This is a genomic window from Flavobacterium sp. P3_A6, assembly GCF_056403035.1.
Window position 1 is genome coordinate 20,885 of the sequence record NZ_JBFUGG010000025.1, and the last position, 21,921, is coordinate 42,805.

Annotated in this window: 22 protein-coding genes; 11 read left to right on the top strand and 11 right to left on the bottom strand. The window is 34.8% G+C overall.

All coding sequences use genetic code 11. From position 1 onward, the window contains the following. Positions 1-55: 55 nt before the first annotated feature. From AC1DVP_RS18445 to AC1DVP_RS18470, 6 genes are all read left to right on the top strand, one after another. Complete coding sequence (locus AC1DVP_RS18445) at positions 56-1,228, top strand: FAD-dependent monooxygenase (RefSeq protein WP_477184949.1); 1,173 nt, start codon at positions 56-58, stop codon at positions 1,226-1,228. A gap of 262 nt (positions 1,229-1,490) precedes the next feature. Then, on the top strand, positions 1,491-1,937 hold the full coding sequence (locus AC1DVP_RS18450) for a VOC family protein (protein ID WP_477184950.1): 447 nt from the start codon (positions 1,491-1,493) through the stop codon (positions 1,935-1,937). Between the two features lie 63 nt (positions 1,938-2,000). Then, positions 2,001-2,591, top strand: coding sequence for an HD domain-containing protein (locus tag AC1DVP_RS18455; protein ID WP_477184951.1), 591 nt, complete (start codon positions 2,001-2,003; stop codon positions 2,589-2,591). 70 nt (positions 2,592-2,661) lie between these two features. Then, on the top strand, positions 2,662-2,841 hold the full coding sequence (locus AC1DVP_RS18460; RefSeq protein WP_477184952.1) for a hypothetical protein: 180 nt from the start codon (positions 2,662-2,664) through the stop codon (positions 2,839-2,841). A 74-nt stretch (positions 2,842-2,915) separates the two neighbouring features. Further along, positions 2,916-3,767 (top strand): bifunctional helix-turn-helix domain-containing protein/methylated-DNA--[protein]-cysteine S-methyltransferase, encoded by an 852-nt coding sequence (locus tag AC1DVP_RS18465; RefSeq protein ID WP_477184953.1) that lies wholly within the window; start codon positions 2,916-2,918, stop codon positions 3,765-3,767. Between the two features lie 67 nt (positions 3,768-3,834). Next, positions 3,835-4,587, top strand: a complete 753-nt coding sequence (locus AC1DVP_RS18470; RefSeq protein ID WP_477184954.1) for an SDR family oxidoreductase — start codon at positions 3,835-3,837, stop codon at positions 4,585-4,587. A 335-nt stretch (positions 4,588-4,922) separates the two neighbouring features. Here the strand turns inward: AC1DVP_RS18470 and guaB are convergent, their stop codons facing one another. The 5 genes from guaB to AC1DVP_RS18495 all read right to left on the bottom strand — a co-directional run bounded on the left by guaB (position 4,923) and on the right by AC1DVP_RS18495 (position 10,575). Further along, the gene (guaB, locus tag AC1DVP_RS18475; protein ID WP_477184955.1) at positions 4,923-6,395 is read right to left on the bottom strand and encodes an IMP dehydrogenase; all 1,473 of its coding nucleotides are present in this window, start codon (positions 6,393-6,395) and stop codon (positions 4,923-4,925) included. Between the two features lie 170 nt (positions 6,396-6,565). After that, a complete protein-coding gene (locus AC1DVP_RS18480) occupies positions 6,566-7,969 on the bottom strand; it encodes a DUF5723 family protein (protein WP_477184956.1) in 1,404 nt (467 codons plus the stop codon). Beyond that, positions 7,966-8,517, bottom strand: coding sequence for a hypothetical protein (locus AC1DVP_RS18485; RefSeq protein WP_477184957.1), 552 nt, complete (start codon positions 8,515-8,517; stop codon positions 7,966-7,968). Before AC1DVP_RS18485 ends, AC1DVP_RS18480 begins: the two co-directional genes overlap by 4 nt. Positions 8,518-8,634: 117 nt before the next feature. Beyond that, positions 8,635-9,498, bottom strand: coding sequence for a hydroxymethylglutaryl-CoA lyase (locus AC1DVP_RS18490; RefSeq protein WP_477184958.1), 864 nt, complete (start codon positions 9,496-9,498; stop codon positions 8,635-8,637). Between the two features lie 57 nt (positions 9,499-9,555). Then, positions 9,556-10,575: a quinone-dependent dihydroorotate dehydrogenase gene (locus AC1DVP_RS18495; protein WP_477184959.1), complete on the bottom strand. Its 1,020-nt coding sequence runs from the start codon at positions 10,573-10,575 to the stop codon at positions 9,556-9,558. Between the two features lie 596 nt (positions 10,576-11,171). Between AC1DVP_RS18495 and AC1DVP_RS18500 the strand changes: the two genes are divergently transcribed. Beyond that, positions 11,172-11,846 carry a TIGR02117 family protein gene (locus tag AC1DVP_RS18500; RefSeq protein ID WP_477184960.1) on the top strand — a complete coding sequence of 225 codons (675 nt, stop codon included), beginning with the start codon at positions 11,172-11,174 and terminating at the stop codon, positions 11,844-11,846. 13 nt (positions 11,847-11,859) lie between these two features. Continuing rightward, on the top strand, positions 11,860-12,255 hold the full coding sequence (gene yiaA, locus AC1DVP_RS18505) for an inner membrane protein YiaA (protein ID WP_477184961.1): 396 nt from the start codon (positions 11,860-11,862) through the stop codon (positions 12,253-12,255). 75 nt (positions 12,256-12,330) lie between these two features. Here yiaA and carB read toward each other — a convergent pair whose 3' ends face one another. Next, complete coding sequence (gene carB, locus AC1DVP_RS18510; protein WP_477184962.1) at positions 12,331-15,186, bottom strand: carbamoyl-phosphate synthase large subunit; 2,856 nt, start codon at positions 15,184-15,186, stop codon at positions 12,331-12,333. A gap of 152 nt (positions 15,187-15,338) precedes the next feature. Then, positions 15,339-15,500 (bottom strand): 50S ribosomal protein L34, encoded by a 162-nt coding sequence (gene rpmH, locus AC1DVP_RS18515; protein ID WP_008464848.1) that lies wholly within the window; start codon positions 15,498-15,500, stop codon positions 15,339-15,341. A 166-nt stretch (positions 15,501-15,666) separates the two neighbouring features. Here rpmH and AC1DVP_RS18520 point away from each other — a divergent pair, with 166 nt between their 5' ends. Continuing rightward, a complete protein-coding gene (locus AC1DVP_RS18520) occupies positions 15,667-16,182 on the top strand; it encodes a DUF2892 domain-containing protein (RefSeq protein WP_315256553.1) in 516 nt (171 codons plus the stop codon). Positions 16,183-16,343: 161 nt separating this feature from the next. Next, positions 16,344-17,039: a TlpA family protein disulfide reductase gene (locus tag AC1DVP_RS18525; protein WP_477184963.1), complete on the top strand. Its 696-nt coding sequence runs from the start codon at positions 16,344-16,346 to the stop codon at positions 17,037-17,039. Between the two features lie 27 nt (positions 17,040-17,066). Here AC1DVP_RS18525 and AC1DVP_RS18530 read toward each other — a convergent pair whose 3' ends face one another. Continuing rightward, the gene (locus AC1DVP_RS18530) at positions 17,067-17,732 is read right to left on the bottom strand and encodes an alpha/beta hydrolase (protein WP_477184964.1); all 666 of its coding nucleotides are present in this window, start codon (positions 17,730-17,732) and stop codon (positions 17,067-17,069) included. A gap of 301 nt (positions 17,733-18,033) precedes the next feature. On the opposite strand from AC1DVP_RS18530, the gene AC1DVP_RS18535 reads away from it, so the two are divergent. Then, positions 18,034-18,336 (top strand): GNAT family N-acetyltransferase, encoded by a 303-nt coding sequence (locus AC1DVP_RS18535; RefSeq protein WP_477184965.1) that lies wholly within the window; start codon positions 18,034-18,036, stop codon positions 18,334-18,336. Positions 18,337-18,411: 75 nt separating this feature from the next. Here the strand turns inward: AC1DVP_RS18535 and AC1DVP_RS18540 are convergent, their stop codons facing one another. From AC1DVP_RS18540 to AC1DVP_RS18550, 3 genes are all read right to left on the bottom strand, one after another. Further along, complete coding sequence (locus AC1DVP_RS18540; protein ID WP_477184966.1) at positions 18,412-20,046, bottom strand: ABC-F family ATP-binding cassette domain-containing protein; 1,635 nt, start codon at positions 20,044-20,046, stop codon at positions 18,412-18,414. Between the two features lie 232 nt (positions 20,047-20,278). Beyond that, positions 20,279-21,451, bottom strand: coding sequence for a GlmU family protein (locus AC1DVP_RS18545; RefSeq protein WP_477184967.1), 1,173 nt, complete (start codon positions 21,449-21,451; stop codon positions 20,279-20,281). A gap of 171 nt (positions 21,452-21,622) precedes the next feature. After that, a complete protein-coding gene (locus AC1DVP_RS18550) occupies positions 21,623-21,874 on the bottom strand; it encodes a type B 50S ribosomal protein L31 (RefSeq protein ID WP_116797397.1) in 252 nt (83 codons plus the stop codon). Positions 21,875-21,921: the final 47 nt, after the last annotated feature.

A 21,921-nucleotide genomic window follows, 5' to 3' on the forward strand; every position in this document is an offset into this window, starting at 1 on the left:
TGTGGTGCCAAAATGTAAAACGACAACAAACATTAAACAGATTACGCATTAAAAAATGGATAGAAAATCAAAAATTGCAATCATTGGCGGAGGAATTGGAGGCCTGACTACTGCCATCGCATTACAACAAAAAGGATTTACGAATATTGTTATTTATGAACGAAGAGCAGAAATGCAATCGGTTGGTGCAGGTTTTGTTATTTGGGCAAATGCAAGCTGGGTTTTAAACAAGCTTGGTCTTTTAGATAATGTAAAGTTATTTGGAGGAAGACTAGACCAAATGCAGCGCTGGGCAGAGGACGGTGATTATTTGGGAGGAATTGACATTGCAAAAATTGACGAAAAAATAGGCTTTCCAAGCTATGCGGTAAGCAAATCGGAATTACAAAGTTTATTGCAAAAGAAAGCAGCTGAATTAAGGATAGAATTGCAAAATAATAGTACTGTTACAAGTATTGAAGATAACGGCAACGGAAATTCATTTTTGCGGCTGGACGACAATTCAACTATCCAAGCTGATATTATAATTGGGGCAGATGGAAGAATGAATTCTATCGCAAAAAAATATGTTCAAAGCAGTAATGTACCCATTTATCAAGATTATATAAATTGGGTCGGCATTCTTGAGACCGGCAACCCTTTGCCAACGGGAAATAATGTACTGGATTATTGGGGTCGTGGCGAACGATTTGGAATAGTGCCAATTAGCGAAAACAAAGTCTATTGGGCAGGTTGCAAAGCATTGCCATTAAACAGTAATAATACAGAGCCTACAAACCAACGTGAACTATTGAAAATGTTTCAACATTGGCCGCCATTAATAAAAACAGTATTAGAACAAACACAAGAAACGAACATAAAACGCATTCCCATTTTTGACCATAACCCAAATCCTGTATGGTTTAAAAATAATGTTTGCTTATTGGGGGATTCCGCCCACGCTTCTTTACCAACCTCTGGACAAGGTGCTTGTCAGGCAATAGAAGACGCTTGGCATTTGGCTAAACAATTATCAACATTTGAAACTTTGAGAGAGTCATTTGAAACATATAAAAATATTCGATTTGAAAAAACAACTGCCATAACCTTATCAGGACGAGATTTTGCAAAATCACTATTTAATACAGATAATGACTATTGTTTAGAAAGGAATCGAAAAGCAAAACTAACAGATTATAAAAATGCCGCTAACGGAATGGCTGAACTATGGTCACGAGGATTAAATTAATAACTAACAAAGAAAAATAACGAACCGCTGACATCCATATTGATAATAGCGGGACTGACGATCAAAATTCAGGATTTGTGATTCTATCTGGTATTTGTACTAATGTTGAACTGACGTTAAACACCCCCACTAATGCTAGTGTCCCGCTCATGAACACTAACATAAGCAACTAATTATATTGCAATAGGCACATGTGGAATGCGCGTGCGCAGAGGAATTATATGCAGCTTAAAGAAAATCGTTTAAACATAAATTTTAGACCATGACAAAACATAATTTGCTTAGAATGGACAATGTCGGAATTGTGGTAGAATCTCTTGACGAAACTATTTCTTTTTTTCTTGAACTCGGTCTGGAATTAGAAGGAAGAGCAATGATTGAGGGCGAATGGGCTGGTCGCGTAACGGGACTTGGTAATCAATCCGTAGAAATTGCAATGATGGTTACCCCAGACGGAAACAGCCGACTCGAGCTATCGAGATTCATTAATCCTGAAATAATAGAAGATCACCGCAACGCTCCAGTAAATGCCTTAGGCTATTTACGCGTTATGTTTGCAGTTGCCGACATAGACGATACGCTGGAAAGGCTTTACAAACATGGCGCACAACTTGTCGAAGAAGTGGTTCGATACCAAGATGCTTATAGACTTTGCTACATTCGTGGACCTGAAGGGATTTTAATCGGAATTGCTGAACCACTTAAATAAAAATAAGCAGAATATCTTGTCCTAAAAAAAAAAAATAAAAAATATTTCAAAATTCATAAATCAATGCAGACAGACAATTTATTAAAACAAGTAAGTTTCATAAAAGAAATTGACAAGTTAAAATACATTCAGCGTAAAACTAAATTATTCGGCAGTGACAGACACGAAAATGACGCAGAGCACAGCTGGCATCTGGCAATGATGACAATTGTATTAGCAGAACATTCGGACAGACCAATTGATGTTCTTAAAATTTTGAAAATGGTTTTAATCCATGATATTGTAGAAATTGATGCAGGCGATACTTTCCTGTATGACACTCAAAAAAGCCACACAAATACAAATGAAGAGCTTATTGCAGCAAAACGAATTTTTGGGCTTCTGCCAACAGAGCAAGCTGAAGAATTTATTGCAGTTTGGCAAGAATTCGAAGAAGGAATTACTGATGAAGCAAAGTTTGCAAAATCGATGGACAGGTTTGAACCATTACTGCAGAACACATCAAACAATGGCGGAACATGGGCAGAATATAATGTCCCATATCAAACAGTTTACGATAAGAAAAAAGCAATTAAAGAAGGTTCCGCAACCATTTGGGACTACGCCGAAAATTTGATTAACGAAAGTGTAGTCAAAGGAATCTTGAAAAAATAATTGATTTATTTGTCCAAAGTTGCTCCGCGTGAGGGATTGAAGTGGAGCTCTTTTTTAATCCCATTTTTTTATGGGATTAAAAAAAGCGAGAACGGAAAGCCCGACCCGAAGTTTTTTTACGAGGGGTCACGCCCAAAAAATATCAATATCCGTAAAAACAAAAAAAGGTGCAAGAACTGAATCTTCTCCTGCTTTAGTACCAAAACATTATTGGCAAGTCTATGACGACACCGCATCATTCAGCAGATAGACTAAACATTAGCAAGTTTCGGATTTTATAATGATAAACTTCTTTCGACCTTTGCATTATAAAATTTGACGACAATGACCGAACAGCAAAATATCAATTACAACCGAATTGCAGAAGCAATAGAGTACATAAAAACAAATTTCAAGGAACAACCCAATCTTGACGAAGTTGCAAAGAAAGTTCATTTAAGTCCATTCCATTTTCAACGCCTTTTTAGCGAATGGGCAGGCACAAGTCCGAAGAAATTTCTACAATTCACCACAGTAGAATACGCCAAAGCACTTTTGAAAGAAAATCAAGCAACACTTTTTGAAACGGCACACGAAACAGGGCTTTCAGGCACAGGCCGTTTACACGACCTGTTTATCAATATAGAAGGCATGACACCTGCTGAATATAAAAATGGCGGGAAAGATTTAGCTATAAATTACAGTTTTGCAGAAAGCCCATTTGGAAACATTTTAGTTGCTTCCACAGAAAAAGGAATTTGTTATATGGCATTTTCGGATGAAGAAGATGTTGCATTTTCAGCAATGAAAAACCATTTTCCAAATGCTGTTTTTAGACAAATAGCTGATTTAATTCAGCAAAATGCACTCTATATTTTTACACACGACTGGACAAAATTGAACCAAATAAAATTACATTTAAAGGGAACTGATTTTCAACTAAAAGTTTGGCAAACACTTTTGAAAATTCCATTAGGACAATTAACAACTTACGGAGCTATTGCTAATGAAATTGAAAACCCAAATGCTTCAAGAGCCGTAGGCACAGCAATTGGAAACAATCCTGTTGCTTTCTTAATTCCTTGTCATCGAGTGATTCAATCTACAGGAATATTTGGCGGATATATGTGGGGAAATACAAGAAAAACAGCCATCATTGGCTGGGAAGGAACAAAAACACATTCAGAATTTATTTAGCAAGTTTCGGGTTTTACAACTAATCAACAATTTGAATCTTTGCATCTAACTATAAAACAATTAGGAAATGCATAAATTCAAAAACAAAATAGCCTTAATTACAGGCGGAACAAACGGAATGGGTTTTGCCACAGCTCAAGAATTTATTAATGAAGGTGCAACTGTAATAATTACAGGCCGCAGTCAGGAAACAGTAGATAAAGCAGTAAGCAGTTTAGGTTCAAATGCTATTGGACTTGTGTCAAATGCAGGAAATATGAAAGATGTTTTTGAGTTACAAAAGCAGATTAAAACGCATACAAATAAATTGGATGTTTTATTTGTAAATGCAGGTTACGGCAGATTTGCGCCAATTGAAATGGTCGACGAAGCTCACTTTGATGAACTATTTAATATGTTGGCAAAAGGAACATTCTTTACTGTTCAACAACTTTTACCAATAATGAATGCGGGAAGTTCTATAATTTTAAACACCTCTTTTGTAACAGAATTTGGGATAGAGAATTTTTCAATTTATTCGGCAGCAAAATCAGCTGTGCAATCATTCATAAAAACATTTTCTTCTGAATGCACAGCAAAAAAAATACGAGTAAACGGAATTAGCCCAGGACATATTAAAACAAATATTTTTAACAATACAGGACTAACACCTGTCCAAATTGAAGGAGCAGTTGCAGGTATTATACCAACACTGCCTTTTAAACGCTTTGGTGAACCATCGGAAATTGCAAAGACAGTTCTTTTTCTTGCTTCCGAAGATGCTTCATACATTCACGGAGCAGAAATTGTAGTTGATGGCGGATTATCAAACACAAAATAATGGGAGAAATAATTGCCTGTCTTGTCCTAAAAAATAATTGACTTACTTAGTATTTGTTCAAAGTTGCTCAGCGTGAGGGATTACTTCACTTAATTTTTATTTACATCGGAGTTCAGTGAACTTCGTTTGCAGTGGAACTCTTTTTTTATCCCGTTTTTTTATGGGATAAAAAAAAGCGGGAACGGAAAGCCCGACCCGAAGTTTTTGCTTCGCCAATTCGCCTTTTCTGGCTCGGGTCACGAAGGGTCACACCCAAAAAAATCAATATTATAAAAATAAAAAAAGGTGCAAGAACTGAATCTTACACCTTTTTACTTTTAGACTTACGTCATATTTTATCTCGAATAATTCGGAGCTTCTTTTGTGATTGTTACATCATGAGGATGGCTTTCGTTGATTCCGCTAGCGGTGATACGTACAAATCGTCCTGTATTCTGTAAAGTTGCAATATCTTTAGAACCACAGTATCCCATACCTGCACGAAGTCCGCCTATGAATTGCTGCATGCTTTCGTTCAGCTCTCCTTTATATGGCACGCGACCCACAATTCCTTCTGGAACCAGTTTTTTGACATCATCTTCCACATCTTGGAAATAACGGTCTTTCGATCCTTCCTGCATGGCTTCAACAGAACCCATTCCTCTGTAGGATTTGAATTTTCTTCCTTCAAAAATAATAGTTTCTCCTGGAGATTCCATTGTTCCTGCTAATAATGACCCTAGCATTACGCTATCGGCACCTGCAGCAATCGCTTTAGGAATATCTCCTGTATAACGAATTCCGCCATCGGCAATTACAGGAACTCCTGTACCTTTTATAGCGGCAGCAACTTCAAGAACTGCAGAAAACTGAGGAAATCCAACCCCTGCAACAACTCTTGTTGTACAAATAGAGCCAGGCCCTATTCCTACTTTTACACCATCGGCACCATTTTCTACTAAAAACAAAGCTGCTTCTGGAGTGGCAATATTTCCAACAATTACGTCAAGTTTAGGAAATTTAGCTTTCACAGCTTTTAATACATCAACCACACCTTGAGTATGCCCGTGAGCCGTATCAATAATTACAGCATCAACACCTGCATTAACCAAAGCAGTTGCTCTTTCAACAGCATCGGCCGTAACGCCCAAAGCGGCGGCTACTCTCAATCGGCCAAATTTATCTTTATTAGCATTTGGTTTTTGAGTCAATTTGGTAATATCTCTAAAAGTGATTAAGCCAACCAGCTCATTTTTATCATTTACTACAGGCAATTTTTCAATTTTATGACCTTGCAATACTACCTCAGCTTCTATTAATGAAGTTCCTTCGGCAACAGTTACCAAATTTTGGCTGGTCATTACCTCAATAATAGGTCTTGATCCGTTTTTTTCAAAACGTAAATCCCTGTTAGTAACAATTCCTTTTAAGATTTTATTTTCATCAACAATTGGAATACCTCCAATACCATATTCTCTCATGGCACTTTTAGCATCGGCAACAGTAGAAGTCATTGGTAAAGTAACTGGGTCGATAATCATACCAGATTCGGCACGTTTTACTTTACGCACTTTGGCCGCTTGCTGTTCGATTGTCATGTTTTTATGCAAAACACCTATTCCTCCTTCTTGTGCCATAGCGATTGCCATAGAACTTTCGGTTACTGTATCCATAGCAGCAGATACAATAGGAACATTAAGTGTAATATTTCTGGAAAATTTAGATTGGATACTCACTTCGCGAGGAAGAACATTTGAGTAATTAGGAACTAATAATACATCATCGTAAGTTAAACCTTCGCCGACAATCTTGGAGTTGTGTGCTATCATGTTGCAATTTCTAGTTGAATTGCGTGCAAATATACATAATCTTGAGCTAAAAAATACTCTGGTAGGCTATTTTATTTTTAAATCGAATTATAAATAGCTATGAAAATGGAAAGTTTTATGTTTAAAATAATGAGATTTACTATTATCTTTTGGATTGAAATTTTGCTTTTTTATTTATTACTTCCTCCCGAAATAATATTAAATCCTATCTGAAATGTGAGGGCATTTGCCTTAGAAATATCTTTATACGACAAAAGATTATCTGCTAATGCATAAAAATTAACAACACCAATTTTGGTAGTCAATCCTAGCCCAATATTGGAAGCAGAGTACGAATCGACAGTGTAGGTCGCTTTCATTTGTAATCCTTCAAGAATTCTTCTTCTGTAATATCCTGTCAGAGCCAGCATAGGTTCCCTTGGAGTACTCATAGCAAATAGCTGTGCTCCTAGCGCGCTTCGATACCAAGAATCTTCATTGGCTGCACAATTGCATTCCGTTTGTCTGTCTTCTTCAAATGAATATTGAAATGAGGAATAAAACTTTAAAGGACGCTGTGTTTTATATTTATGATATAAAGTGTCCAGAGGAACAGCTTCTTTAAAATCTTCGTATGCATCACCCACTGTACCAGCCGAATTAAAATCAGTGATTACTCCTTTATAATTATATTCTCCTTTTAAAGTGTAGCTTTCTACATCTTTAGAATGGCTGATATAGCCTATATCGATTAAACTGGCTGTTAGCTGTATATTCCGTTTGGGATAATACGTAAGTCCTAAATCCAATCCTAATCCTAGATTTCCTCCCAAAAAAGCTCTTTGAGAAATATCATCCTTCATATCACTTGCAATATCTCCATCATAATTTTCATCCAAATACTTAGACAATCCTGATGTATTAAGCTCTAAATTAGACCATATTGACTGATTATAAATCAAATTATCATCTTGAGTAGTGACAAAATAACCTGAGTTATGGGTTGATGTTCCGTTAAAAATACTGGAATAAATTTTTCCTCGAGCCCCTAGGATAAGCTTCTCCGTGATTTGTTTATTAAATCCAATATGAAAGACAGATAAAAGCTCTGCCTTTACACTCAAATCACCCAAATCAAAGGGCTTCCCCATATAATCTTTGTTCCCATACAATGATAATATTGCTGGGTCTGTGGGAACATACATAAAAGAATCCAGTTCCTGATACATTCCAAAAGATACATAGGATTTGCTTTCCGCTCCTCCTACCCGAAATCCAGCAGTAAATATTTCAAGCTGCTGATTGGCTGTTACATAATCATTACTATTGGTTGAAGCAACAGCATTCTTGACTTTGGTTGAAAAATCCACCCCATTATTTGCAAATAAGCTATAAGCATCAAATCCTGTCGAACCCACATTAGCCGAAATGCCGGATAATAAAGGCACCCCAAAAAACCATTTATATTTTACATCTGCACCAGGATTAGTTAATAAACTTTGTGGCTGAGGAGTGAAGTTATATAAAATCTCTTTGTTCTGAGAAAAACTATAACAAGAAAAAAAGAAGATTAAAAGTACAATTATTTTTCTCATCTTATATCAAAATAAGCAGTTACACCTGAACTAAGTTCTACACTCCCAGGCGTAGCAGCTGTTATTGGCGGGCCAGCAAACATCCGGACTGAAAAAACCATTTTGGCTGTATTTTCCAATATGCTCACATTAGCGGCGGTAAATGTTTCCGTTTTTTCGACAATAGTTTCAGTTCCATTATATGCTGCAGCATCCATTTTAATATTATAAATTGGCGCCCCGTTTTTATTTAGAAAAGTGACATTAAAAGCATAAGATCTATTAATTGTATTTTTAATTCTGAAATACAGTTCGGTTTTAACCAAATTCTCTTTGACAAAAGATTTGCTCAAAAAATCGACATCAGAAGTATAAGAAAAAACAGGGGTTTCAGTTCCGTTTGAAATAAAATCGGAAGCGTCTCTATTAATGTATGCAAGGTTCCCAATAAAAACAGGCTGTATATTAAAATCATTGACTTGATCAAAATCCAAATCACTGCTGCACGAAAAAAAACAACTCCCAAAAAAGGTTACTAAAATAACTGTTTTAAAAAAAGTAAATCTCATATTACGGATTTTAATAGTAGTACAGCTGTCTCATATAAATAAAGCACTACTAAAGTAATCCAAAAAAAACTTAAAACCTATAATAATCAAACACTTAATTACAAAAATAAGCTTGTATCAATGAAATTTACCAAATAATTTTGAAGCTTCATTATAAGCGCTTTCAAAACTCATTGGACTGCAGTTGGTGTTTTCTTTTTGAACTGTAAAATAGGAAAGTAATTTCTCTGTCGGCATATTTCCGGTCAATTTATCAGTAGCCATAGGACAGCCTCCAAATCCTTGAATCGCTCCATCATAACGGCGACATCCACCTTTATAAGCAGCATCAATTTTCTCTAGCCATTTATCGGGTGTTGTATGAAGATGCGCTCCAAACTCAATTTTCGGATATTGCGGAATTAAATGAGAAAACAAATACTCAATCACTTCTGGAGTAGAACTTCCAACAGTATCAGAAAGAGATAAAATTTTCACTCCCATCCCTGCTAATTTTTCGGTCCATTGGGCAACAATTTCAATATTCCACGGATCTCCATACGGATTTCCAAATCCCATGGAAAGATAAGCAACCGCTTCTTTATTGGCTTTGTCGGCTATATTTAAAATCTCATCCAGCGCTACCAAAGATTCGGCTATTGTTTTATGCGTATTCCGCATCTGAAAATTTTCTGAAATCGAAAAAGGGAATCCCAAGTATTGAATTGCATCATATTGTGATGCTAAAGCGGCACCTTGAACATTGGCAATAATCGCTAATAATTTGCTTTTTGTTTTAGATAAATCAAGCTGTTCCAAAACTTCGGCAGTATCCTGCATTTGAGGTATGGCTTTTGCAGAAACAAAGCTGCCAAAATCAATGGTGTCAAAACCGACTCTTAACAAAGCTTGTATATAAGCAGCCTTTCTTTCCGTAGGAATAAAGTCCCTTATGCCTTGCATAGCATCTCTCGGACATTCGATAATTTTTATTGCCTCCATAACTTTCAAATATATAAAAAGGTTTTGAGTTACAAAGAAAGAAAATCGTTATCCAGACTATTTTTTTGACAAAATCGCTTTATTTATTCCCTTAACCAATGCTGGCCCTTCATAGATAAAACCAGTATATAATTGAAGAAGGCAAGCACCTGCTTCTAATTTTTCTAAAGCATCTTCTGCAGAATGTATTCCTCCCACTCCAACAATTGGAAATGCTTTATTGCTTTTTTCAGAAAGAAAACGAATCACTTCGGTAGATCTTGATGTCAAGGGTTTACCAGACAAGCCTCCAATTTCAGTTTGATTGCTAGAATACAATCCTTTACGAGAAATAGTTGTATTTGTAGCAATGACACCCGCAATCTTAGTTTCTTTTACAATATCAATAATATCCAGCAATTGCTCATCGGTAAGATCTGGAGCAATTTTAAGCAATATTGGCTTTTGCTTTGGCTTAGCCAAATTCTTATTTTGCAAAGTCTGCAGCAATTGAGTAAGAGGTTCTTTCTCCTGCAGTGCTCTAAGATTAGGAGTATTAGGTGAACTCACATTGACAACAAAATAGTCTACATAATCATATAATGCATCAAAGCAAATTTCATAATCAGAGGTTGCTTCTTCGTTTGGGGTTGCTTTATTTTTTCCAATATTTCCTCCTATTAAAATGCCTTTGTTTTTCTTTAAACGCTCGACTGCATCAAGAACACCGCCATTATTAAACCCCATTCTGTTAATAATTGCCGAATCTTCTTTTAAACGGAACAAACGCTTTTTATCGTTCCCTGGCTGTGCTTTTGGAGTTAAAGTTCCAATTTCAATAGAACCAAAACCAAAATTAGAAAGCTCATTATACAAACTGGCATCTTTATCAAAACCAGCGGCCAAACCTACAGGATTTTTAAACTTTAATCCAAAAACTTCGGTTTCTAATCTTTTGTCATTTACTTGATATAAAAATCGAAATAAAGCTGGAAATCCCGGGATTTTGGAAACTATTCTAATCAATGAAAAAGTAAAATAATGCACTTCTTCGGGATCAAAACAAAAAAGAAGAGGGCGTATAAAAATCTTGTACATAGTTCAAATTTTGGTTGGYACAAAAGTAAAGAAATGTTTTGAGTTATAAAGCATAGAAAACTGCTTAAAACCTGAACTCAATCAGTATTTTTTGGAGCAGAAAGATTAGGCATTTTCAGCAAGCATACTCCTGCTTTCCGTTACAATCTTGCGAACCTCTCGTCTTTTGGGATGAGACGGTTCACAAGGATTTTCACTGCAAACGAAGTTCACTGAATTCCTATGAAAATAAAAATAGTGAAGTAATCGGGGCTCAAAGGAGATATTTTGCTTTTTTGCCATCATTCAAAAAAATAATCAAAGGTTTAACTATAACCAACAGTTTCAACCGTTGGAATTAATGGTAATCGATTTCAGTTTAATAGCTAAGCAACAATATAAAAACCGATTGAAGGAATTGCAAATCCTTATCATACCAAAAAAATCCCTATTGAACTCGTCTAAAAAGTCAACTCCCATCTGAAACATCTTTCTCAACAACACACAAAAGATTATACTTAATAATTTATTGCATTTTATTTTGATAAGATGTTAATTTATTTATTTTTGTGTTTTAACAATAAGATTATATCAAAAAAAATCATAAAACGACATCATTGAAAAAAGCATTAAAAATTACTCTCAAAATATTTTTAGCATTCTTTGGATTTATATTTCTATACATAATAGCTGTATTTTCCCTTTCTAAAATCACAGTAAATCAAGAGCCAGACACAAAACCTGAAGTCGAAGTTTACATTTTGACCAATGGCGTTCATACCGATATTGTAGTCCCTATAAAAAATGAACAAATTGACTGGAGCAAACAAATAAAATTTGAAAACACAAAAATAGCTGATTCCACTTATAAATATTTGGCTATGGGCTGGGGAGACAAAGGTTTTTATCTGGAAACTCCCGAATGGTCAGACTTGAAAGCTTCGGTTGCATTGAAAGCCGCCACGGGTTTAAGCACTACTGCAATCCATGCAACCTATTATAAGAAAATGACTGAAGCCGATGATTGCAAAAAAATAATGATCAGCAAAGAACAATACGACCGCTTAATAAAATACATCGACGAAAGTTTCCAAAAAGATGCCTCTGGTAATTTTTTAAACATAAAAACAAATGCAAATTATGGAAAAACCGATGCCTTCTATGAAGCTAATGGAAGCTATAGCTTATTTCATACTTGCAATACGTGGGCAAACAGCGCTCTTAAAGCCAGCGGTCAAAAATGTTGCTTTTGGACGGCTTTAGATTCAGGAATTTTTTCAAAATACAACTAAAAACAAATTAAAAATGGTACAAAAAACATCGAATGCCTTTATAGCGGCATCTTGGGTAGCTCTTGGGGCTGGAACTGTTGGATATATAGCTGGGCTTGCACGAGCAGAAATGCTTTTAAATGAAAAAGGATACTATTTTACAGTCTTAATGTTTGGTCTTTTTGCCGTAGTTTCATTGCAAAAAAGCGTTAGAGACAGACTTGAAAACCTTCCAGTAACGGATATTTATTATGGTATTTGCTGGTTTGGAACTATTCTATCAATTGTATTATTATCAGTTGGCCTTTGGAACGCTACAATTTTACCAAGCGAAAAAGGTTTTTATGCTTTTGCATTTTTATTAGCGCTGTTTGGTGCTATTTCTGTTCAGAAAAACACTAGAGATAATATGTCATTCGCTAATGAATAATATGCTGTGTAAAAAAAACAAAAATCAACAAAAAAGCTCCAAAATTTGGAGCTTTTTTATATCAAGATTTGAGAATTATTTACTCAAATACATTTTTCTTCTAGAGTACAATTCGTAGAATTGGTCGTCTTTTAAATCATCGATAAACAAGATACTTTCTCCTGTTGATTTCATCTCTGGACCTAATGCTTTATTTACATTATGGAATTTGCTGAAAGAGAAAACCGGCTGCTTAATTGCGTATCCTTTCAGTTGCGGATTAAAGTCGAAGTCTGTTACTTTATTGTGGCCTAACATTACTTTCGTAGCGTAGTTTACATAAGGTTCTCCGTAAGCTTTTGCAATAAACGGAACTGTTCTCGAAGCTCTAGGATTTGCTTCAATAATATAAACTGTATCGTCTTTTATCGCAAACTGAATATTGATTAAACCAACTGTTTTTAAAGCTCTAGCAATTTTATAAGTGTGATCTTTTATCTGCTGCATCACGAATTCTCCTAAGTTAAAAGGCGGCAAAGTAGCATTACTATCCCCAGAGTGAACTCCGCAAGGCTCGATATGCTCCATAATTCCGATGATGTAAACATTACCATCAGCATCACAAATCGCATCGGCTTCGGCTTCGATTGCTCCAGCTAAATAATGATCTAAAAGCAATTTATTTCCTGGAATCGTTTTCAATAAATTGATAACATGTTCTTCCAATTCTTTTTTATTGATTACAATTTTCATTCCCTGACCTCCTAATACGTAAGAAGGACGGATCAATAATGGAAAGTCAAGTGTATCTGCTAATGCCGAAGCTTCATCAGCTGTTTCAGCAATTCCAAATTGCGGGAAAGGAATTTTTAATTCTCTCAGCAAGTCAGAGAAACGTCCTCTGTCTTCAGCTAAATCAAGAGCATCAAAACTGGTCCCGATGATTTTTACTCCGTATTTAGATAATTTTTCAGCCAATTTCAAAGCAGTTTGACCTCCTAACTGCACAATAACACCTTCTGGTTTTTCGTGCTGAATAATATCGTAAATATGTTCCCAGAATACTGGCTCAAAGTATAATTTATCAGCTGTATCAAAATCTGTAGAAACCGTTTCAGGATTACAGTTAATCATGATAGTTTCGTAACCGCATTCTTTAGCCGCAAGAACTCCATGTACACAAGAATAGTCAAACTCAATTCCCTGACCAATTCTGTTTGGTCCAGAACCTAAAACGATAATTTTCTTTTTCTCAGTAACAATACTTTCATTATCAACATAGCGCTCTCCGTTAGCTTTTTCAATTTCAGCCTCAAAAGTAGAGTAATAATAAGGTGTTTTTGCTTTAAATTCCGCTGCACAAGTATCAACTAATTTAAAAACACGGTTGATATTCATTGTCATACGCAAAGTGTGAACTTCGCTTTCCAGACAATTCATCATGTGAGCAATCTGCCTGTCGGCAAATCCTTTTTGTTTTGCTTCAAGTAAAAGCTCTTTTGGTAAATTAGAAACCTTATAATTTGAAATTTCTTTTTCTAAAGTATAAAGCTCTTCGTATTGCTTCAAGAACCACATATCAATTTTTGTGATTTCATGGATACGGCTCAACGGAATTCCCATTGCAATCGCATCATAAATTACAAAAACACGATCCCAGCTCGCAAAAGTCAGTTTCTCGATAATTTGTTCGTAGTTTTTATATCCTTTTCCGTCAGCACCGATACCGTTTCTTTTAATTTCTAAAGATTGGGTTGCTTTGTGAAGCGCTTCTTGGAAAGAACGCCCAATTCCCATTACCTCACCTACAGATTTCATTTGAAGTCCCAAAGTTCTGTCTGCACCTTCAAATTTATCGAAGTTCCAACGCGGAATTTTTACGATTACATAATCTAAAGTTGGTTCAAAAAGAGCCGAAGTTGATTTAGTAATTTGGTTTTGCAATTCGTCAAGATTATATCCTAAAGCCAGTTTAGAAGCAATTTTTGCAATTGGATAACCCGTTGCTTTTGAAGCCAAAGCAGATGAACGGGATACACGCGGATTGATTTCAATCGCAACGATATCTTCTTTTTCATCTGGCGATACTGCAAACTGTACGTTACAGCCTCCGGCAAAATTCCCTATGCTGCGCATCATCAGGATGGCATAGTCACGTAATTTTTGGAATGTTGTATCCGATAAGGTCATCGCTGGTGCTACCGTAATGGAATCCCCAGTATGAATTCCCATTGGATCCATATTTTCGATTGAACAAATAATTACTACATTATCATTCTTATCTCTTAAAAGCTCTAACTCATATTCTTTCCAACCCATTAAAGCTTTATCAATCAAAACCTCATGTATTGGTGAAGCTTCAAGTCCTCTTGTTAAAAGCTCATCAAAATCTTCTTTTTTATAGACAACTGCAGCCCCAGTTCCTCCAAGCGTAAATGAAGGGCGGATTACTAATGGAAAACCAAATTCCTGTGCAATCTCTTTACCTTCTAAATAAGATGTTGCCGTTTTTGCAGGTGCGGTTGGCACATTAATTTTTTCTAAAAGCTGCTTAAACTGCTCTCTGTCTTCAGTAATATTAATCGCATTTACATCAACACCTATTAATTTTACCCCAAAATCCTGCCAAATCCCTTTTTCATCGGCTTCCAAACATAAATTCAAAGCAGTTTGTCCTCCCATTGTTGGCAAAACTGCATCAATTTGAGGATGTGCTTTTAGAATTTCAATAATTGATTTTGTCGTTAAGGGTTTCAAATAAACATGATCCGCCATTGAAGGATCTGTCATAATTGTAGCTGGATTGGAGTTAATTAAAATTACTTCAATTCCTTCTTCACGGATCGAACGGGCAGATTGGGATCCAGCATAATCAAATTCGCATGCTTGACCAATTACAATCGGACCTGAACCTATTATTAAAACGGACTTAATGGATGTGTCTTTTGGCATTTTTCTTATTATTGTAGTTATATTTTTATCACTTAGAATTTGAAATTTGTTAGGAAAAAATCAAATTTCAAACTTTTAAACTGCAGTACCGCTTGGGTATAAAAAAAGGCGATACTAAAAAAAGTAACGCCTTATAGATGTTTATTCAAACATTATTTTTTGTGTCTAGGCTCACTAGAAACAGTCAATTTATGTCTTCCTTTAGCTCTTCTACGCGCTAGAACTTTTCTTCCATTAGCAGAAGCCATTCTATCCATAAATCCGTGTTTATTTCTTCTTTTTCTTTTCGATGGTTGAAACGTTCTTTTGCTCATTGCTTTGTATATTTAAAATCTTAATTAAGTGTCTATATTATTTTCGAATAACCGTTATTCTAAAACCGAGTGCAAATATACAAAGACTTTTTTTTCTGGCAAGTAGTTTTTAAAAAATATTTTTAATTCCTTTTACTATCTTTGCAACCTTAAATCACTATACATTATGTTTCACAAGAATATTAAATTTATTATCGCTGGACTTATTATAATTACTGGTATCTGGCAATTTACTGAGAGCAATATAGGGAACGGTATTTTCCTCATTTTATTATCCGGAATCCCTATTTTTTTATATTTCAAAAACGAGTTTATTTTACTGGCCTTCTTAAAACTCAGAAAACAAGACTTTGAGGGTGCAAAAAAATGGTTAGCCTATATCAAGAATCCAGAAACAGCATTAGTTAGAAAACAACAAGGATATTTCAATTATTTACATGGAATTATGCTTTCGCAAACCAATATTAATCAAGCTGAGAAATATTTCAAAAAAGCAATCGAGCTTGGCCTGTCTATGGATATGGATTTGGCAGTTGCCAAATTAAATCTGGCGGGAGTTGCAATGTCACGCAGAAGAAAACTGGAAGCTACCACTTTATTAAACGAAGCCAAGAAATTAGACAAACAGAATATGCTCAAGGAGCAAATCACTATGATGAAAGAGCAGATGAAAAAAATATAATTTTACAATTTTATTTACAAAAAAGCGTTCTAATTAAATTTAGAACGCTTTTTTTTATAACTTTAACTCATTTAAACGGATTTATTTGTCTTTAATCGGTTAAGTTATCAAAATGTTATAAACATTTCTATTTTTGCTAAAGCCCTAAATATTAAGATTTTATGCGTAAGACGTTACTCACTTTGCTGTTTCTGCTCAACCTGTATTCCTCATACAGCCAAGATACAATTGTATATTTCAGCGATGCAATAAAAGAAAATATTACGCCCTATAAAAAATCATCTAACAAGGCTTATGAAAGCAATGATATTAAGGAAGGGAAAAAACTTTTCGATTCTTTAGTAAAAACAAAACTGATTGGAACAAAGTTTGACGATTTCAGCATTAAAGTTTACAAAGAAAAAAACGTAAAAATAAATCGAATCAGCAAACCAATATTTATAATCACATACGCTTCATGGTGTGTAATTCCAAAAGGCGAAATTCCTGCACTTAACATACTTGCAAAAGAACATCGTAATGATCTTCAGTTCATTGTAGTTTTTTGGGACAAAAAAAATGACTTAAAAAACATTGCCAGCAAATTCAACAGCAATATCAAGGTATGCTATGCAAATGAATATTACAGCAAAGATTCACACATAGTTGCTACAATAAAACACACTTTAGGCTTTCCTACTTCGATATTTATTGACGAAAATAAAAATGTGGTTAACGTTAAACATTTTGAGAATAAAATAAAACTAAAAACACCAATAAAAGAAGCAATTACATCTAGTTACAATTACTTCAGTAAAGACATTAACGAAAACCTTGTTAATGCTGTGCCTAAAAACGAAGGTTTTACCACAAATTAATAATTTACATTTAAAAAAGAATAGCCTTTACCCTTCACTTCCTAAAATGATCTGAGGCAAATTAGCATTTAGCCATCTGTATTTATTGAGAATCATAACATGAGTTCCTCCTGCCACAACAATGCAGTCTTTAATATATTTAATAGGAAAAACATCGTCTGCATCTCCATGAATGTGTATTACACCTGAGTCAACAACAGCTCTTTCCCATAAAATCACCTGCTCAATTGCCCAATCCAAATAGCGTTTATCCCTTACAGAAAGAAACTTTTCATATAATTTAAGCCTTTCATTTACTTTTTTCCCAAATGAAAACTTGGCAAGACTTTCAATATTTTGAACCAAACTTATAGGAATCAATTTATAGGCCTTTGTGCTTTTGGCCAAAACCATTCTTTTAGGAAACTCCAGATTGCTTTTTACACTTGAAATAATTATGACTTTGCGTACTGAAACAAAATTTGCCATTTCCTGAACCAAAATACCTCCAAAAGAAACTCCAATCAAAACTGGATTTTCATGTACAATCTTTTGAGTCATTCGTTTAGCATATTCCTGCAGTGTCTCTTTCTCATTTGGAATTTCCCATTCCAGGAACACCATTTCAAATTCAGATTCAGGGAGTTTTATTCTTTCAAAAATTGCAACACTAGCAGCCAAACCTGGCATGAAATAAACTGGAATCTTATTCATATTAACTTATTTTATTTAGAGAAATCAACACAACCATTTCTTCTTTTATAATTCTTAAAGTTAATTTTTTTATCCTGATCTATCAGTTACTTATCACACTTTTAATAAAAATAAATTGCCTTTTTTAGAAAGTTTTAAAACAGTTTTACCCTTGCCAGCACATGCTCTTTAAAATTTAGTTTATTAAGTTAATCACAAAAATACTTATCCCTGAATATCAAATCATTACCTTTGCGTTTTATTTATACTGCATTATTAAACTCCACAAACATTTACACATCATTTCATCAACAGCATCAAAATGGAAACGATAACAAAATTAGAAATTAAAGACAATGCTTTTGCAAGACAATTTGAAACAAAAACAGAAACCGGAATAGTTTCTGTTGAATATTCCTTTCAGGAGAAAAAAATATTTCTAACCAAGATCAACGTTCCTGAAGGCTACAATGACGAAGAGTTAATTTCTAATTTCTTAAAGAACATCATGGAAACTGCTATTGAAAAAAAATTAAAAGTAGTTCCCATTCTTCCTAAAATTGTCGCTTTCTTTAAAAAAAATCCAATTTATAAAGAATTGCTTCCTCCGGGAATACGTTTATAAACAATTCGCTTTAAAACAATAAAAAAAGGCAAGAGATTAATTTCTCTTGCCTTTTTCATTTTCAAAATTTAAAATTTATTTTTCGATTTCTTTCATGCTATCCATTTTCTTGTGAGCCAAGAAACCGGTTATGTCCTCAAAATGTTCAACAACACGCTTGTTTCCAAATTCAAAAACTTTAGTAGCCAAACCATCAAGAAAATCTCTATCGTGAGAAACTAGAATTAAAGTTCCGTCAAAATCACGCAGCGCATCCTTTATAATATCTTTAGTTTTCATATCCAGGTGATTTGAAGGTTCATCCAGAATTAACAAATTCACTGGCTCCAACAACAATTTAATCATTGCCAAACGCGTTTTTTCTCCTCCGGAAAGCACCTTAACTTTTTTGGTAATATCATCTCCATGAAACATGAAAGCTCCAAGAATATTTTTTATCTGCGTTCTTACATCACCAACAGCAATGTCATCTATAGTTTCAAAAATAGTAGCGTTTTCATCCAATAAGGCCGCTTGATTTTGTGCAAAATAGCCAATTTGAGAATTATGTCCAATTTCTACAGAACCGCCGTCAGGAGCAAATTCCTTCATTATGGCTTTGATCATTGTTGATTTACCCTCACCGTTCTTCCCAACAAATGCAACCTTTTGACCTCTTTCAATTACAATATTAGCATCTTTGAAAACTACATGATCTCCATAGGATTTTGACATCTCTTTTACAATCACAGGATATTGTCCTGAACGTGCAGCAGGCGGGAATTTCAAGCGCAATGCCGAGGTATCCACTTCATCAACCTGAACAATCACTAACTTCTCCAACATTTTAACTCGCGACTGAACCGCATCCGTTTTAGAAAATGTCCCTTTAAAACGATCTATAAAAGCTCTGTTGTCAGCAATCATTTTTTGTTGCTCATCATAGGCTTTCTGCTGATGAATACGGCGGTCTTTTCTTAATTCTAAATAATGAGTATACTTAGCTTTGTAATCATAAATACGTCCCATTGTTACTTCAATAGTACGATTGGTAATATTATCTACAAAAGCCCTGTCGTGTGAAATAACCACAACCGCTTTGGCCGAATTGATCAAGAAATCTTCCAGCCATTGAATACTTTCGATATCCATGTGATTGGTAGGCTCATCCAGTAAAATTAAATCTGGTTTTTGCAAAAGGATTTTCGCCAATTCGATTCTCATTCTCCAGCCTCCGGAAAACTCAGAAGTCTGGCGTGTAAAATCTTCTCGGACAAAACCAAGACCCATTAAAATTTTCTCCACTTCAGCTTCGTAATTCACTTCCTCAATAGCATAATATTTTTCGCTTAAATCAGAAACTCTTTCGATTAATTTCATGTACCCATCACTTTCATAATCGGTACGGATGGTCAATTGCTCATTGATTTCATCGATTTCGGCTTTCATGTTGAAAATTTCGCCAAAAGCTTTTGAAGCTTCTTCCATCACCGTAGCACCATCAGTTGTCAATAAATGCTGTGGCAAATAAGCAACAACAGCTTCTTTTGGCACAGAAACATTTCCGGTAGAAGGTTTGCCATGCCCTGCAATAATTTTTAAAAGTGTTGATTTACCAGCACCATTTTTACCCATAAGGGCAATTTTATCATTTTCGTTTATTGCAAAAGAAACATCGCTAAAAAGAGTAGTCCCTCCAAATTGAACCGAAATATCATTAATTGTAATCATTATTTTTGTTTAAGGTTTAATGTTCAAAAGTTTAAAGTTGTGATTATTAAACTGAACATTTTTTTGAAGGCGCAAAGATAGGTTAATTAGATAATTAGGCAATTAGAAAATGTGATAAATAGAAAATATGTTAGTTAGAAAATGAACTTGTTTTATAAAAAAACTCCGCAAAGCACAAACTTTACGGAGATACTATTTTAATTTTCTAATTGACACATTATCTAATTCTTTTTCACTCTTTCCTCCACTTTTTTGATTCCTCAAAAATATGTTCCAAAATAGCAGCTTCCTTCTCGTCGAAATCCACATTTCTGCGGCTCATTACTAATCTTGCTGTCTCAAAAGCTTTTTTGGTCACATAAGTCGTAAATCCTGTAGCTCCGCCCCAAGAAAAACTCGGTACAAAATTGCGAGGAAAACCGCTTCCGAAAATATTCACGCTTACTCCTACCACTGTCCCAGTATTAAACATCGTATTAATTCCACATTTGCTGTGATCCCCCATCATTAATCCGCAAAATTGAAGACCTGTTTTAGCAAAACTTTCGGTTTCATAGCTCCATAATTTTACTTCTTCGTAATTATTTTTCAAATTAGAGTTGTTACTGTCTGCTCCAATATTACACCATTCTCCCAATACAGAATCTCCAAGAAATCCGTCATGCCCTTTATTGGAATAAGCAAAAAGAACTGCATTTTTTACCTCGCCTCCTATTCTGGAATAAGGTCCTACGGTTGTTGCTCCATATACTTTTGCACCCATTTTCACTTGCGCATTTTCGCATAACGCAAATGGTCCGCGAATGATTGATCCTTCCATGATTTCAGAATCCCTGCCTATATATATTGGCCCAGAGGAAGCATTCAAGGTTACAAACTCTAATTTAGCTCCTTCTTCAATAAAAATATTTTCGGGAGCGATGACGTTTACACTTTTCGGGATTGGCTGTGATTTTCTATCTTCTGTCAAAAACTCAAAATCTTCACGAATTGCCAAATCATTTTTAGAGAAAATATCCCAAGTATGTTCTATAGTTATACAATCTTCGCTGTATTCGAGGATTTCGTAAGTATCAAAATCTACTTCCTGCTGGTCATCCGCATAAAAAGCAATAACATTTTCCCCTTTGAAAATTGCCTGATTAGGCCCAAGATTGCTAACCATTTCGGCCAAAACATTATTTGGCAAAAAAGAAGCATTAATCATTACATTTTCTTCCAACTCAACCATTGGAAATTTCTCAGACAAATATTCCTCGGTTACCGTTGTCGTTGTAGATCTCAAATACGCTTCCCATTTTTGGCGAATGGTCATAATACCTACAAGAATATCGGCAACAGGACGGGTAAAAGTAAAGGGTAACAATGCATTTCGAGCGGGGCCGTCAAAAAGTATATAGTTCATAAATTAAATTGTAAATTGTTAAAATGTGATTTGGTTATCAAAGCAAAGTTACAACTATTTTTAAATGTTTTCGGAAGATCGAACCGCACTGAAAAGGAATTTACCGCAAAATTTCATAAAAAAAGCCCCGCAGATTGCGAGGCTCTATATGCATATAAAAAACAGTTAAAATTATTTAACGTGTTTAGCGTATTTAGTTTTGAATTTATCAATACGACCTGCAGTATCGATAAGTTTAGATTTACCTGTGTAAAAAGGGTGAGAAGTTCTAGAAATCTCCATTTTTACAACTGGATATTCAACACCTTCGTGAATAATAGTTTCTCTAGTATCAGCAGTAGATTTAGTGATAAAAACATCTTCATTTGACATGTCTTTAAAAGCAACTAATCTGTAATTTTCCGGGTGTACACCTTTTTTCATCTTGAATCTTTTTTATTTGTTAATTATAACTTGTCTTGAAGCTTTTC

What these genes read in the sequence shown, in the direction of transcription:
- AC1DVP_RS18445 (WP_477184949.1), top strand. Translation starts at nt 56, where the DNA reads ATGGATAGAAAATCAAAAATTGCAATCATTGGCGGAGGAATTGGAGGC.
- AC1DVP_RS18450 (WP_477184950.1), top strand. Translation starts at nt 1,491, where the DNA reads ATGACAAAACATAATTTGCTTAGAATGGACAATGTCGGAATTGTGGTA.
- AC1DVP_RS18455 (WP_477184951.1), top strand. Translation starts at nt 2,001, where the DNA reads ATGCAGACAGACAATTTATTAAAACAAGTAAGTTTCATAAAAGAAATT.
- AC1DVP_RS18460 (WP_477184952.1), top strand. Translation starts at nt 2,662, where the DNA reads ATGGGATTAAAAAAAGCGAGAACGGAAAGCCCGACCCGAAGTTTTTTT.
- AC1DVP_RS18465 (WP_477184953.1), top strand. Translation starts at nt 2,916, where the DNA reads ATGACCGAACAGCAAAATATCAATTACAACCGAATTGCAGAAGCAATA.
- AC1DVP_RS18470 (WP_477184954.1), top strand. Translation starts at nt 3,835, where the DNA reads ATGCATAAATTCAAAAACAAAATAGCCTTAATTACAGGCGGAACAAAC.
- guaB (WP_477184955.1), bottom strand. Translation starts at nt 6,395, where the DNA reads ATGATAGCACACAACTCCAAGATTGTCGGCGAAGGTTTAACTTACGAT.
- AC1DVP_RS18480 (WP_477184956.1), bottom strand. Translation starts at nt 7,969, where the DNA reads ATGAGAAAAATAATTGTACTTTTAATCTTCTTTTTTTCTTGTTATAGT.
- AC1DVP_RS18485 (WP_477184957.1), bottom strand. Translation starts at nt 8,517, where the DNA reads ATGAGATTTACTTTTTTTAAAACAGTTATTTTAGTAACCTTTTTTGGG.
- AC1DVP_RS18490 (WP_477184958.1), bottom strand. Translation starts at nt 9,498, where the DNA reads ATGGAGGCAATAAAAATTATCGAATGTCCGAGAGATGCTATGCAAGGC.
- AC1DVP_RS18495 (WP_477184959.1), bottom strand. Translation starts at nt 10,575, where the DNA reads ATGTACAAGATTTTTATACGCCCTCTTCTTTTTTGTTTTGATCCCGAA.
- yiaA (WP_477184961.1), top strand. Translation starts at nt 11,860, where the DNA reads ATGGTACAAAAAACATCGAATGCCTTTATAGCGGCATCTTGGGTAGCT.
- carB (WP_477184962.1), bottom strand. Translation starts at nt 15,186, where the DNA reads ATGCCAAAAGACACATCCATTAAGTCCGTTTTAATAATAGGTTCAGGT.
- rpmH (WP_008464848.1), bottom strand. Translation starts at nt 15,500, where the DNA reads ATGAGCAAAAGAACGTTTCAACCATCGAAAAGAAAAAGAAGAAATAAA.
- AC1DVP_RS18520 (WP_315256553.1), top strand. Translation starts at nt 15,667, where the DNA reads ATGTTTCACAAGAATATTAAATTTATTATCGCTGGACTTATTATAATT.
- AC1DVP_RS18525 (WP_477184963.1), top strand. Translation starts at nt 16,344, where the DNA reads ATGCGTAAGACGTTACTCACTTTGCTGTTTCTGCTCAACCTGTATTCC.
- AC1DVP_RS18530 (WP_477184964.1), bottom strand. Translation starts at nt 17,732, where the DNA reads ATGAATAAGATTCCAGTTTATTTCATGCCAGGTTTGGCTGCTAGTGTT.
- AC1DVP_RS18535 (WP_477184965.1), top strand. Translation starts at nt 18,034, where the DNA reads ATGGAAACGATAACAAAATTAGAAATTAAAGACAATGCTTTTGCAAGA.
- AC1DVP_RS18540 (WP_477184966.1), bottom strand. Translation starts at nt 20,046, where the DNA reads ATGATTACAATTAATGATATTTCGGTTCAATTTGGAGGGACTACTCTT.
- AC1DVP_RS18545 (WP_477184967.1), bottom strand. Translation starts at nt 21,451, where the DNA reads ATGAACTATATACTTTTTGACGGCCCCGCTCGAAATGCATTGTTACCC.
- AC1DVP_RS18550 (WP_116797397.1), bottom strand. Translation starts at nt 21,874, where the DNA reads ATGAAAAAAGGTGTACACCCGGAAAATTACAGATTAGTTGCTTTTAAA.